Here is a 12,342-nt window from a genome sequence, read left to right as displayed (position 1 = left end):
ACCCGCTTGCGGCAGGTCCGTGAGGCCGGCTGATGACATCAAGATTTGGCGGCGACTTGCCGTTGTGGCAATCCCTCATAGGCCGCGACGATCCGTGCCACCAATTCGTGACGGATCACGTCCTCCGCGGTGAAGCGCACCTGCGCGATGCCCTCGACGCCTTCCAGCAGGCTCACTGCCTCTGCCAGCCCGGAGGCCTGGCCGTGTGGCAAGTCGACCTGCGAGGGGTCGCCGGTGACGATCATGCGGCTGTTCTCGCCGAGCCGCGTCAGGAACATCTTCATCTGCATCGAGGTGGTGTTTTGCGCTTCATCCAGGATGATAACGGCATTGGTCAGCGTGCGGCCGCGCATGAAGGCAAGCGGCGCGATCTCGATTTCGCCGCCCTGCAGTGCGCGCTCCACGACGCGCGCATCCATCAGGTCATAGAGCGCGTCATAGATCGGCCGCAGATAGGGGTCGACCTTCTCGCGGAGATCGCCGGGCAGAAAGCCGAGCCGTTCGCCGGCCTCGACCGCGGGCCGCGACAGGATGATGCGATCGACTTCCTTGCGCTCGAACAATTGCGCGGCATAGGCGACCGCAAGCCAGGTCTTGCCGGTACCGGCAGGCCCGATGCCGAACACCAACTCGTGCCGCTTCAGCGCGCGGATGTAGGAATCCTGCGCGGCGGTGCGTGCCCGCACCGGGCGCTTGCGCAGATTGATGGTCTCGAACGAGGGCTTTGCGGTCTTGGCGTCGAACTCGAACAGCGAGCCCTGCGCGATCACGGCGCGGATCGCGCCTTCGACGTCGCCCTGTGAAAGATCATGCCCCTGCGTCGCCTGGCCATAAAGCGTCTCCAGCACGCGTCGTGCGGCGTCGCAGCCGTCGCGGGAGCCGGCGATGGTGATCTGGTTGCCGCGGGAATCGACAACGACGCCGAGCCGGCGTTCGACCTGCGCCAGATTCTGCCCATAAGGGCCGACCAGCGCGGAAGCGGCGCGGTTGTCGTCGAAGTCGATGACGACCTGGGTCTCTGGCGGTATCTGCATGTCGCGGTCAGGTTTGCGGCTGGGAGCAAGCGATGGTGAATCCGATGCGCTTTTTGGCAAGGGTTCAGGCTCCAATGGTCGTCTGCGAAAGAGCTGATGACTGAGGCCGCGCATGACGCGGGGCCAGCTCGCCGAGCAGGCTGTAGCGCTCGAGGCTGTCGATCCTGACCGGCAGGACTTTTCCGACGATGTCCAATGATGCCATCACATGCGCGGGCTGCAGATAGGCAGTGCGGCCGACGATCTGGCCGGGATTGCGCCCGGCGCGTTCGAACAGCACATCGACCGTGGTGCCGATCATAGCCTTATTGAAGGCCGATTGCTGGCTGTCGATCAAGTTCTGGAGGCGCTCCAATCGCTCGTCCATCGCTACCGCTGGCACCATCTCCCGCATGTCCGCCGCCGGCGTGCCGGGCCGCGGCGAATATTTGAACGAATAAGCTGCAGCGTACCCTATTTGCGTGACAAGCGCGAGGGTCGCAGAAAAATCTTCCTCTGTTTCGCCGGGGAAGCCGACAATGAAATCCGAAGAAAAAGCAATGTCTTGGCGCGCCGTGCGAAATCGGTCGATGACGCGGCGGTAATCACCGGCGGTATGTTTGCGGTTCATGGCTGCCAAGATTCGGTCCGAACCGGACTGCACCGGCAGGTGCACGAACGGCATCAGCGCCGGCAGGTCCCGATGCGCCTCGATCAGGCTGTCCTCGACGTCGCGGGGATGGCTGGTCGAATAGCGCAGACGCAGCACGCCGGGGATTGCGGCGAGCCGCTCAAGCAATTTGCCGAGCGGCCAGCTCCGTCCATCCGGCCCTTCGCCGTGATAGGCGTTGACGTTCTGCCCGATCAGGGTGATCTCGCGCACGCCGTTGTCGGCAAGCCGCGTCACATCCTCGATGATCCTTGTCACGGGACGCGAGACTTCCGCGCCACGCGTGTAAGGCACGACGCAGAAGGTGCAGAACTTGTCGCAGCCTTCCTGCACGGTGACAAAGGCGGAAATGCCGCGCGAGCGGATCGCATCGGGCTTCGGCGGGCCTAAGAATCCGAACTTGTCCTCGATGGGGAATTCGGTTTCCAGTGCGCGGCCTTCCGCTTTCGCCTGCTTCAGCAGTTGCGGCAGATGGTGGTAGCTCTGCGGACCGACCACAACGTCGACAGTCGGCGCGCGGCGAATGATCTCCTCGCCTTCGGCTTGCGCAACGCAGCCTGCGACCGCAATTTTCACGTCGCGCCCCTGCCGCGCGGCGTCGTCCTTCATTACGCGCAGCCGCCCGAGCTCGGAATAGACCTTTTCCGAGGCCTTCTCGCGGATATGGCAGGTGTTGAGGATCACCAGATCCGCTTCATCGGCGTTTGCCGTCTCGACAAAGCCCTCGCCGGCCAGCGTATCCACCATGCGCTGCGCATCATAGACATTCATCTGGCAGCCATAGGATTTGATGTGCAGCTTGCGCGGCGGCGTCATGGAACCTGCTTGGGGTGCAAAGGAGCGCCTTCAAGGCGCAGGGCTCAAATATAGCCTAAAGGGAGCAAAATCCAGCGTTGGAGGGCGTCATTCCGGGGCGATGCGTCAGCATCGAACCCGGAATCTCGAGATTCCGGGTCTGGTCCTTCGGACCATCCCGGAATGACGGCTCAGGTTGTTGCGACAATTGCGCCGTTTTCAATCAGCCCGGCCAGTTCCCGCATGTCCGCAAAGGTCATCGTGGCGCCGGCGGCGCGCAGCGCCTCGGCATGGCCGGGTCCGCAATGGCTACCGCCGCAGAAGCCGAGCACCGTCATTCCGGCGGCGCGGGCGGCTGTGATGCCGGGGAGGCTGTCCTCGACCACGAGACAGCGTTCGGGCGCCACCTTCATCTGCCCAGCCGCGAACAGGAAGAGATCGGGCGCCGGCTTGCCGTTCTTGACCTGCAGGGCCGAAAAGATGTTCGGCGCAAATCGTTCGTGGAGGGCAGTGCGGCCAAGGCTGACGCGCATGCGTTGCGGTGAGCCGCTGGACGCCACGCAAACGGGCTGCGCGATCCGGTCGAGCGCGGTGTGAATGTGCGGCACCGCTTGCAGATCGGCCTCAAAGGAACGGAACAGCTCGTCCTGCAATTGCGTATGAAAATCATCTGGAAGGCTGCGGCCGAGTTCGGCCTCGATTTCGAGATTCGCCTGTCGTGTCGAGCGACCGAGGAAACGATCGAACACCTGTTCCGACGTGATCGGATAGCCGTGACGCGTCAGGACCTCGGCATGCGCGCGGCATGAAATGACTTCGCTGTCGACCAGCACGCCGTCGCAGTCGAAGATGATGAGATCGGGAATCTCTTGTTGACGCGTTTTCTTCACGCGAACCGGTATCCACTTCGCTCGAAAACGCTATGTCAGGACTTATCTTCGTCCAGCGGGACGCAATACAGTTCGAGCCGGTGGTCGACCAGCTTGTAGCCGAGCTTGCGGGCGATCTCCGCCTGCAGTTTCTCGATCTCTTCGGACGTGAATTCGATCACCTTGCCGTCGCGCAAATTGATCAGGTGGTCGTGATGGCTGTCGGGCATCTGCTCATAGCGCGCGCGGCCCTCGCGAAAGTCGTGGCGCTCGATGATGCCGGCGTCCTCGAACAGTTTTACGGTGCGGTAGACGGTCGAGATCGAGATCTTGTCGTCGACCGCGACGCAGCGCCGGTAGAGTTCCTCGACGTCAGGATGATCCACGGATTCGGCCAGCACGCGCGCGATGACGCGGCGCTGCTCGGTCATGCGCATGCCGGTCGCGGCGCAGCGCGCCTCGATTCCAGTGTTCTTCATCGCAGACGAGGTTTTCAGCGGAGCCATGTTTCTTCAGCCTGGAGGGGCAGGGCAGGACTGTTCTGCCACTGCCCGCATGTTACGACAAGTCACGGCGCATCAGAAGCGCATTCAAATGTTCCCCACCGGGCTGCTTGTAATAGCGTTCACGGCGACCGACGACGGCAAATCCGGCCCGTTCATAGAGCCGTCGCGCCGGCTGGTTATTTTCCTCCACCTCGAGGAAAACGGTGCGCACGCCGCGGCCGGCAAGATGGCCCAGATGCGTCAGCAACAAATTGCGCGACAGGCCGCGGCCGCGCTGGCTGGAATCGATCGCGATCGACAGGATCTCCGCTTCATCTGCTCCCATCCGCGACACCGCAAAGCCGATGATCTTGCGCCCGAGCCGCAGCCGATGCACCAGCGTATTGCGCTCGGCGAGCATCGCCTCGAATTCGCCTTCGCCCCAGCCGCGATGAAACGAGGCGCCATGCAACTGCGCCAGACGCGGTGCGTCGCGCACAGTCGCGGCTTCGACCGCCGGCGTGCCGCGGCCAAACCATTCGGAAAGCCAGGCCATCATGACGCTGTCGGTTGCGCGACGTCGAGCAGCGGATTGGCCGGCGGCTTTGCGTCCGGCGCGCGCAGATAGAACGGCCGTGCCGGCGCCGCTTCGGGGCTGACGGCCGCGCCGACCCAGGCGACCCAGGTGATGTCAGGCGAGGCCTGGGTATCGGCCTTGAACGGTGGCGCCGTCTCCGCCGGCCAGCGGTCGGCGAGGATTTTTGCGGCGTTGCCGACCAGATGCGGTGTGCCAAGCTGCGCCGCCTCGATCGCCTCGGCGATCGGCGCCACCTTCGGCTTGACCAGCGGGCTGCCGTCGCCGCTCACCACCTGGAAATAGACATGGTCATGCCGCGCATCGATCGCGGAGATGATTGGATGCTCGCCGTTCTCGGCGACGACAGGCGCGGCATAAGCGGTCAGCGTGGTGACGCCGACGACGGGCTTGTTGGCCGCCAACGCGATCCCGCGCGCCGCCGACAGGCCGACGCGCAGTCCGGTGAAGCTGCCGGGACCGGTGGTGACGGCGATGCGATCAAGCGCGGTGAAGGCGATGCCGCTCTCCTTCATCACCCGCACGATCAGCGGCATCAGCGCTTCGGCATGCCCCCGCTTCATCGGTTGCGATTCCAGCGCAATTGTCTTGCTAGCGGCGGTGTCGAGCACGGCGGCGGAGCAGGCGTCGAGCGCCGTATCGATGGCGAGAATGATCATGGAGCGAATGGCAAATGGCGAATGGCGAATGGATGGTCAGGCGCGATCCCTATTCGCCATTCGCCACTCACGATTCGCTCTCCTTACATCGGGCGGACTTCGACCACATCGGGGACGAAGTGCCGCAGCAGGTTCTGGATGCCGTGCTGCAGCGTCGCCGTCGATGACGGGCAGCCGGAGCAGGCGCCCTTCATGTTGAGATAGACGACGCCATCCTTGAAGCCGCGGAAGGTGATGTCGCCGCCGTCATTGGCGACCGCCGGCCGCACCCGCGTCTCGATCAGGTCCTTGATCTGCGCGACGGTGTCGGCGTCTTCGTCATTGAAGAATTCGTCTTCCTCATCGAGCGAATCGTCGCCATCGACACTGCCGTCGGCGAGCAGCGGCGCGCCGGACATGTAGTGCTCCATGATCGCGCCGAGGATCGCGGGCTTCAGATGCTGCCAGTCGCCGTCGGCCTTGGTCACTGTGACGAAGTCGGAGCCATAGAACACGCCGGTGACGCCAGGCACGGCGAACAGCCGTTCGGCGAGCGGGGAGCGGGTGGCAGCTTCAGGTGTCGCAAATTCCATGGTGCCGCTCGCGAGCACGGTGCGGCCCGGAATGAACTTGAGGGTGGCGGGATTGGGGGTAGCTTCGGTCTGGATGAACATTTGTTTTCTCCGGCGTCGCCGGTTCAAGGCCGGCGCGTGGGGTTCCCTTAGCAGATGGCGACGGCGAACGCACGGATCAAGGCAGGAACCGCCGGTTCCGGCGAGTAATCAAGGGGTTACGATAGCGAATCGATCTCTTCGTCGGTCAGGCCGCCGGGCACGATGGTGACGGGGATCGGGAACTCGCCCATGATCTTGGCCATGGTGGTGATGATCGGACCCGGGCCCTCCGGCCCCGGATTGGCTGCCAGCACCAGGATCGAGATGTCCTCGTCCTTGTCGATGACGTCGAGGACCTGCTCGGTGGGGTCGCCCTCGCGAATCACCCGCTCGGGTGTGATCGCGGCAATGCCGTTGGCCCGCCCGGCGGCGCGGTCGAGCGCCTCGTTCGCCGCTTCCTCGGCCTCGGCACGCATGATGTCGGCCACCCCGAGCCATTGCTGGTTCTGGTCCTCGGTCTCGATGACGCGCAGCATCACGACGCCGCCGCCGACCCGGATCGCCCAGCGGCTGGCGTAGTAGACGGCGCGGTCCCATTCGGCGCTGTCGTCAACGATGACAAGGCATTTTGGCTTGTGACCAGATTCGTAGCTTCGTCGCTGGGTGGTCATGCATGTCCCGGTGCATTATTGCCAAGCAGACCCATGCTGCCACACCCCCTCTGCTTTTGGGAGAGGGTGTGAGAGCAATCGATGTTGATCGCCTATCGCTGCCGGATGAAGCCGACGACGTCTTTCGCGGCGCGCATGGTTTCATCGGCGATCGCGCGGGCCCGGTTGGCGCCGTCGACCAGGATCTGATCGACATGGCCGGGATCGGCGACCAGCCGCTTCATTTCGGCCGCGATTGGCGACAGTTTCGCAACGCAAACGTCCACCAGCGCGTTCTTGAAGCTGGAGAACTGGCCGCCGCCGAAATCCTTCAGCACGGCCTGCTTGCTGACGCCGGCGAGCGCTGCGTAGATGCCGACGAGATTGTCGGCTTCGGGCCGCGCCTCCAGTCCCTTTTCCTCTGATGGCAACGGCTCCGGATCGGTCTTCGCCTTGCGGATCTTCTGCGCGATGGTATCGGCATCGTCGGTGAGGTTGATGCGCGAATTGTCCGAGGGCTCCGACTTCGACATTTTCTTGGTGCCGTCGCGCAGGCTCATCACGCGCGTCGCCGGGCCGGTGATCAGCGGCTCGGGCAGCGGGAAGAACAGGCCGTCGGCAAAGCCGTGGCCGCGGATCGAGTCGCCGAAGTCGTTGTTGAACTTCTGCGCGATGTCGCGTGACAGTTCCAGATGCTGCTTCTGGTCCTCGCCCACAGGCACATGGGTCGCGCGATAGAGCAGGATGTCGGCCGCCATCAGCACCGGATAGTCGTAGAGACCGACCGACGCGTTCTCGCGGTCCTTGCCGGCCTTCTCCTTGAACTGCGTCATCCGGTTCAGCCAGCCGATGCGCGCGATGCAATTGAAGATCCAGGCAAGCTCGGCATGCTCTGCGATCTGGCTTTGGTTGAAGACGATGTGCTTCTTCGGGTCGATGCCGCTGGCGATGAACGCCGCGGTCACCTCGCGGGTGTTGCGCGTCAGCTCCGCCGGGCCGCCCCAGACATCAACGCCTTGCGTGATCGCGTGCATGTCGACGACGCAGTAGATGCAGTTGTGCGTCTCCTGCAATTTGACGAAGTTGACGATGGCGCCGAGGTAATTGCCGAGGTGCAGATTGCCCGTCGGCTGGACGCCTGAAAAAACCCGTTCCACGAACGCCATGGTCTCAATTCCCGGAAAATGCCGCTTTGGCGGGGTCGTTTGCCATTTTGGGGCTATCCGCGCAAGTCAGGCGGCACGGTTTTGCCGGATCGCGGCGACCGCCTCGCGCCAGCCGATCACGCCGAACAGCTTCAAGAACAGGCCATAGCCGGCGATGGCGGCAAAAATCACCGCGAACAGCAGCACAGCCTGCCCCAGTCCGCGCGATCCGGCGGCCAGCGGCGCAAACTCCTGCAGAAGCCACAGCAGCGCGCCCATGGCGAGCGCTGCCAGGCAGATGCGCGGCAGTCGATCGCGGGCCTCAATATCGGTCGAGAAGCCGAATGTCGCGCCCCCCTTCCGGATCAAATAGAGCGCGTTGCTCCAGGCTCCGAGCGTGATGCCGGCGGCGATGCCGCGCGTGCCGAACCAGTGGCGAAGCAGGAACGCTGCGACGATCGCCACGACGATGGCGGTCAGCGCCCCGAAAAGCGGCGTGCGGGTATCCTCGCGGGCGAAGAAGGCCGGCGACAGCGCTTTCACCAGCACATGCGCGGGCAGGCCGAGCGCAAGCCAGGTCAGCGCATGCGCGGTGGCCGTGGCATCGTGCGCGGCAAACGCGCCGTGCTCGAACAGGATCCGCACGACCGGCTCGCTCAAGACGATCAGGCCAAGCGTTGCCGGCAGGGCAAGGCCAACAGCCAATTCCAGGCCGCGCGATTCCGCGCGCGCGATGGCGCTTCGGTCGCCGCCGTGCAGGGCGCGCGTCATTTCCGGGATCAGCACCGTGCCCATGGCCACGCCGACGATGCCGAGCGGCAGTTCGATCAGGCGGTTGGCGAAATAGAGCCAGGAGACCGCCGATGGCGATTTGGAGGCGATTACGGCGCCCGCCACCATCAGCCATTGCGGCGCACTGCTTGCGATCATGCCGGGGACGGCCTTGCCGAGAAAGCCGCGCATGTCCTTGTCGAAGGAGATGCGGAGCGGCGTCGCCGCGCGGCCGCCGCGCAGCACGAGGATCGACAATTGCAGCAGTCCCGCAATGCCAACGGTCGCAGCGACGATCATCGCGGCATGCGCCGCATCCCCCCGGCATGTCAGCAGCACCGCCATTACAGCGATCAGCGCGATGTTGAACAGGAGCGGCGAGAATGCGGTGAGCGCAAAACGTGCTTGCGCGTTCATTAGCCCCATCATGACCGTGACTGGTCCTGCGAAGGCAAGATAAGGCAGCATCAGCCGCGCATTGTTGACGGCGAGCTCCAGCGTTTCGCGGCCGACAAATCCCGGCGCGAGCGCCGCGATCACCAGCGGCATCAGGAAGCCGATCAAGACGGAAGCCACGATCAGCGCGGCGCTGAGGGTGCCGAGCACGCGGCCGGCGAAGGCCGCGGCGGCCGCAGCGCCTTCGGTCTCGCGCAAGCGCAACCAGGCCGGTATCAGCGCGGCATTCAGCGCGCCTTCGGTCAGGAGCCGCCTGACCACATTGACCATTTGAAAGGCAACCAGGAACGCGTCGGCGACCGCGCCGGCGCCGAGCAGCGCAGCGATGATCGAATCGCGGGCAAAGCCGAGCAGCCGTGACGCCAGCGTTCCCGAGGAGACGGTGAGGAAGGAGCGGATCATATGACTTCTATATAACAGCCACCTGGCTTGCTGGCGCCATGTTGATCTGGTAGGGCGCAGCCTTCGCAATCGCTCGAAGGATGGATAATGGCCGCCGCAAAATATGACGTTCTCGGGATCGGCAACGCGATTTTCGACGTTTTGGTGAGGACCGACGAGGCGTTTCTCAGCCGTCACGGCATGGCCAAGGGCAGCATGGCCCTGATCGACGAGGTCCGCGCCGGCGCGATCTACCAGGACATGGGGCCCGCGACCGAGATGTCCGGGGGCTCGGCAGCCAATACCATCGTCGGCGTCGCCAATTTCGGTGCCCGCGCGGCCTATGTCGGCAAGATCAAGGACGATCAGATCGGTCGCCTCTATGCCCATGACATCCGCGCCGCGGGCGTCGCGTTCGAGACCAGGCCCGCCGCCGATGGTCCCGCCACCGGCTGCTCCTATATCCTGGTGACGCCGGACGGCGAGCGCACCATGAACACCTATCTCGGCGCCGCGCAGGATCTGACGCCGGCCGATATCGATGAAGCGCAGATCGCGGCGTCCCGCATCGTCTATCTGGAAGGCTATCTCTGGGATCTCGCGAGCGCCAAGGAGGCCTTCGTCAAGGCGGCAGGAATCGCGCATGGCGCGGGCCGCCAGGTTGCGCTGACCTTGTCCGATTCGTTTTGCGTCGATCGCTATCGCGACGAATTTCTCGAATTGATGCGCAAAGGCACGGTCGATCTGGTTTTCGCCAATGAAGCCGAGTTGCGCTCGTTGTACCAGACTGCCGATTTCGACAGCGCACTGAAGCAGTTCCGCGTCGATGCGAAACTTGGCGTCGTCACCCGCAGCGAGAAAGGCTGCGTGGTGGCAGCGAAGGACGGCATCACGGCCGTGCCGGCGTTCCCGATCGAGCAACTGGTGGATACGACAGGAGCCGGCGATCTCTTCGCCGCCGGCTTCATGTTCGGCCTTGTCCGCGATGCCGGCTATGAGAATGCCGGACGGCTCGGCGCACTCGCGGCTGCGGAGGTGATCCAGCATATCGGCGCGCGCCCGCAGGCGTCGTTGAAGGAACTGGCGCAGCAGAACCGATTGCCGGTTTAAGGCTGCTCTATCGCCGCAGTGCCGTAGGGCGGGCAAAGGCGCGTCTATCGCGCCGTGCCCACCATCAACACTTCGCTCGTGATGGTGGGCACGCTTCGCTTTGCCCACCCTACGGCTCGTCGCGAGTTCTGATTCAATTTTCAAACAGCCGAGGGGATGTGAGTTCGCATTCTCGCGGCATGGTGTGCCCGAGCTTTGCGTCACTTTCCACCCTCTTATTGAACACAGAGGGCGCAGGGAAAGCCGGGTGCTGGTTGCACCCGTGGGTCCCGTGCAACAAAAGCACGGGGGTAGGACCACAGGTTCAACCGAACATTCCGGCTTTCCCTGCGCGATGGTTTTACGGCTTACTTCGTGCTCTCCCCGGTGACCGGGCTCTTTTGCCACCGTCACTCTGCAGATAGTTGATCCACAGAACTTAGCGCCAGCGTCGGGGCGCCAGGACCACACGACTTCGCCGTCCGCGTTACATGCGCTCGTCAGTCGCACGCATCGCGTCCACCGCATCTCACCGCAACGTTCGTGACGATCGCGGGCCGCCCCTCATCCGCCGTGAGACGCGCGGAGTTAAATCACTGATTTGCCCGACGGCGGAAGCCGAATGTTTTTCGCGCGACGGCTGGACAGAGCAAATCACATTGGAATTGCTCGCGAATTTTTCTCCTCCGTCATTCCAAGGCATCGCCGTGTGTTCCGACTCGCGCGGGAGCCGTCGGCCTTCACAGCTGCTCGCCGCCACACCCATGGTTAGCCCCAATTCAAGCGGGCGCGGTGACTTAGCCCGAGCCCCCCACATCGAGAATGATCTTCCCTTTCGGCGGCGGCCGTTGGCCTTCCAACATCATATGGGCTTCTCGCGCAGCGGCAAAAGGAAGAACTGCGCCGACGCGGGTTTTCAGTTCACCGCGATCAATGAGATCGGCAATTTCGCGAAGACGCTCGGTGGTCACCTCCACCAAGAAGAAGGCTGCGGTGACCCCGTGGTGCTTTGCGCGGTCCTGATCCGGCTGGGACACAGCGGAGATCAGCCTGCCGCCCGGGCGAAGAACCTGAAAAGAACGTATTTGCGTTTCGCCTCCGACGAGATCCAGTACCGCGTCCGCATCCTTCACCTCTTCCTCGAAGTGTTGCGTATGATAGTCCAATACTCTGTCGGCACCGAGGGACTGCACGTACTCGATGTCTTTGGTCCCCGCGGTGGCGATTGAACGCAGGCGAGCGCGACGAGCGAGCTGAACCGCGTAGGCTCCGACATTTCCCGCCGCTCCGTGGATGACGACCGTCTGCCCGGCTTCGAGGCGAGCGTGGTCGAACAGACCTTGCCACGCCGTGACCGCAACGACGGGAACGGAGGCCGCTTCGGCATAGCTCAGCGAGCTTGGTTTCTTCGCGAGCATCCCAGCAGAGGCCACGGCGTATTCTGCGTAAGCACCAAGGAACTGGCTGTTGGTCACTCCGAAAACCTGATCTCCGACAGCGATGCCGGAAGTGCCCAATCCCACGGCCGCGACTGTTCCGGACAGATCAGAGCCGAGCGTAAGAGGAAGAGGCTGCGGCAAGGCGCTTTTGCCGGCCCTGATCCAGCCATCCCAGGGACCGACTCCTGCTGCGTGAACATTGACGAGGACCTCGCCCGGACCAGGAACTGGCCGCGGAACCCGATCCAAAATCATCACTTCCGGCGATCCGAATTCGTGTACTCGCCACGCCAACATGGGGCAGCGAGCAGGACCTTGGGACGCATCGTCGACGGGGGTGCTTGCCATTCTGGACTCCCTACTAAGACGCGGGTCAGCTTGAAAAACGAGCGTCGGCCATTGACCCAACAGCCGGCTCGCGTCAACCGGTGATACTGATCAGAGGTAGGGGACCGTCTGATCGGGAACAGTACCAAGATTGGCAACTCGCAATGCACCATCGATAGTTCGCTATTTCGCAGCGACGTTCATTTCGCAGTGCGATCGTGCCAATTTCAATAGCCGACGACAATCCGCCGCCAGCCGCCGCTCATTGAGGTTGGTCACTAGATGTGGAGCCTCAAGAGGTTGTCCTCGGTGAGACCGAGTCTGCTGATCGGCGTTTGAGATTTTATACCGCCGTGAGGCCGATGCCAGTTGTATTGGTGCAGCCAGATCGGAAGCTCGTCGGCA

12 protein-coding genes and 1 pseudogene are annotated in these 12,342 nt (G+C 63.5%); 1 reads left to right on the top strand and 12 read right to left on the bottom strand.

Annotated elements, in window-relative coordinates; genetic code table 11:
• Positions 1 to 38: 38 nt before the first annotated feature.
• The 10 genes from ACZYOF_RS25290 to murJ form a co-directional block, all read right to left on the bottom strand.
• Positions 39 to 1,094 carry a PhoH family protein gene (locus ACZYOF_RS25290; RefSeq protein WP_130580835.1) on the bottom strand — a complete coding sequence of 352 codons (1,056 nt, stop codon included), beginning with the start codon at positions 1,092 to 1,094 and terminating at the stop codon, positions 39 to 41.
• Positions 1,095 to 1,098: 4 nt separating this feature from the next.
• A complete protein-coding gene (gene miaB / locus ACZYOF_RS25285) occupies positions 1,099 to 2,499 on the bottom strand; it encodes a tRNA (N6-isopentenyl adenosine(37)-C2)-methylthiotransferase MiaB (protein ID WP_463717478.1) in 1,401 nt (466 codons plus the stop codon).
• A gap of 170 nt (positions 2,500 to 2,669) precedes the next feature.
• On the bottom strand, positions 2,670 to 3,368 hold the full coding sequence (locus ACZYOF_RS25280) for an HAD family hydrolase (RefSeq protein ID WP_463717477.1): 699 nt from the start codon (positions 3,366 to 3,368) through the stop codon (positions 2,670 to 2,672).
• 35 nt (positions 3,369 to 3,403) lie between these two features.
• Positions 3,404 to 3,853 carry a Fur family transcriptional regulator gene (locus ACZYOF_RS25275; RefSeq protein WP_028168421.1) on the bottom strand — a complete coding sequence of 150 codons (450 nt, stop codon included), beginning with the start codon at positions 3,851 to 3,853 and terminating at the stop codon, positions 3,404 to 3,406.
• A gap of 52 nt (positions 3,854 to 3,905) precedes the next feature.
• On the bottom strand, positions 3,906 to 4,391 hold the full coding sequence (gene rimI, locus ACZYOF_RS25270) for a ribosomal protein S18-alanine N-acetyltransferase (protein WP_463717476.1): 486 nt from the start codon (positions 4,389 to 4,391) through the stop codon (positions 3,906 to 3,908).
• The gene (tsaB, locus tag ACZYOF_RS25265; protein ID WP_130580833.1) at positions 4,388 to 5,086 is read right to left on the bottom strand and encodes a tRNA (adenosine(37)-N6)-threonylcarbamoyltransferase complex dimerization subunit type 1 TsaB; all 699 of its coding nucleotides are present in this window, start codon (positions 5,084 to 5,086) and stop codon (positions 4,388 to 4,390) included. Before tsaB ends, rimI begins: the two co-directional genes overlap by 4 nt.
• Positions 5,087 to 5,169: 83 nt before the next feature.
• Positions 5,170 to 5,739: a NifU family protein gene (locus ACZYOF_RS25260; protein WP_130580832.1), complete on the bottom strand. Its 570-nt coding sequence runs from the start codon at positions 5,737 to 5,739 to the stop codon at positions 5,170 to 5,172.
• Positions 5,740 to 5,855: 116 nt separating this feature from the next.
• The gene (locus ACZYOF_RS25255; protein ID WP_028168417.1) at positions 5,856 to 6,350 is read right to left on the bottom strand and encodes a universal stress protein; all 495 of its coding nucleotides are present in this window, start codon (positions 6,348 to 6,350) and stop codon (positions 5,856 to 5,858) included.
• A 92-nt stretch (positions 6,351 to 6,442) separates the two neighbouring features.
• Complete coding sequence (gene trpS / locus ACZYOF_RS25250) at positions 6,443 to 7,495, bottom strand: tryptophan--tRNA ligase (protein WP_130580830.1); 1,053 nt, start codon at positions 7,493 to 7,495, stop codon at positions 6,443 to 6,445.
• A gap of 66 nt (positions 7,496 to 7,561) precedes the next feature.
• A complete protein-coding gene (murJ, locus tag ACZYOF_RS25245; protein WP_463717475.1) occupies positions 7,562 to 9,103 on the bottom strand; it encodes a murein biosynthesis integral membrane protein MurJ in 1,542 nt (513 codons plus the stop codon).
• Positions 9,104 to 9,190: 87 nt separating this feature from the next.
• Here murJ and ACZYOF_RS25240 point away from each other — a divergent pair, with 87 nt between their 5' ends.
• On the top strand, positions 9,191 to 10,192 hold the full coding sequence (locus ACZYOF_RS25240; protein ID WP_463717474.1) for an adenosine kinase: 1,002 nt from the start codon (positions 9,191 to 9,193) through the stop codon (positions 10,190 to 10,192).
• Between the two features lie 776 nt (positions 10,193 to 10,968).
• On the opposite strand, the gene ACZYOF_RS25235 is transcribed toward ACZYOF_RS25240, so the two are convergent.
• Both ACZYOF_RS25235 and ACZYOF_RS25230 read right to left on the bottom strand, forming a co-directional pair.
• Positions 10,969 to 11,907 carry an NADP-dependent oxidoreductase gene (locus ACZYOF_RS25235; protein WP_463717492.1) on the bottom strand — a complete coding sequence of 313 codons (939 nt, stop codon included), beginning with the start codon at positions 11,905 to 11,907 and terminating at the stop codon, positions 10,969 to 10,971.
• Positions 11,908 to 12,215: 308 nt separating this feature from the next.
• Positions 12,216 to 12,342 (bottom strand): annotated as a pseudogene (locus tag ACZYOF_RS25230) (IS481 family transposase); the annotation flags it as partial.

The sequence above is a fragment of the Bradyrhizobium sp. LeoA1Lang genome (genome assembly GCF_055413685.1).
Note: the sequence above shows the minus strand (reverse complement) of the source record. Positions and strands in the feature narration are given on the sequence as shown.

Coding starts and splice junctions, on each gene's coding strand:
- miaB (WP_463717478.1), bottom strand. CDS start 2,499: ATGACGCCGCCGCGCAAGCTGCACATCAAATCCTATGGCTGCCAGATG.
- ACZYOF_RS25275 (WP_028168421.1), bottom strand. CDS start 3,853: ATGGCTCCGCTGAAAACCTCGTCTGCGATGAAGAACACTGGAATCGAG.
- rimI (WP_463717476.1), bottom strand. CDS start 4,391: ATGATGGCCTGGCTTTCCGAATGGTTTGGCCGCGGCACGCCGGCGGTC.
- tsaB (WP_130580833.1), bottom strand. CDS start 5,086: ATGATCATTCTCGCCATCGATACGGCGCTCGACGCCTGCTCCGCCGCC.
- ACZYOF_RS25260 (WP_130580832.1), bottom strand. CDS start 5,739: ATGTTCATCCAGACCGAAGCTACCCCCAATCCCGCCACCCTCAAGTTC.
- ACZYOF_RS25255 (WP_028168417.1), bottom strand. CDS start 6,350: ATGACCACCCAGCGACGAAGCTACGAATCTGGTCACAAGCCAAAATGC.
- trpS (WP_130580830.1), bottom strand. CDS start 7,495: ATGGCGTTCGTGGAACGGGTTTTTTCAGGCGTCCAGCCGACGGGCAAT.
- murJ (WP_463717475.1), bottom strand. CDS start 9,103: ATGATCCGCTCCTTCCTCACCGTCTCCTCGGGAACGCTGGCGTCACGG.
- ACZYOF_RS25240 (WP_463717474.1), top strand. CDS start 9,191: ATGGCCGCCGCAAAATATGACGTTCTCGGGATCGGCAACGCGATTTTC.
- ACZYOF_RS25235 (WP_463717492.1), bottom strand. CDS start 11,907: ATGTTGGCGTGGCGAGTACACGAATTCGGATCGCCGGAAGTGATGATT.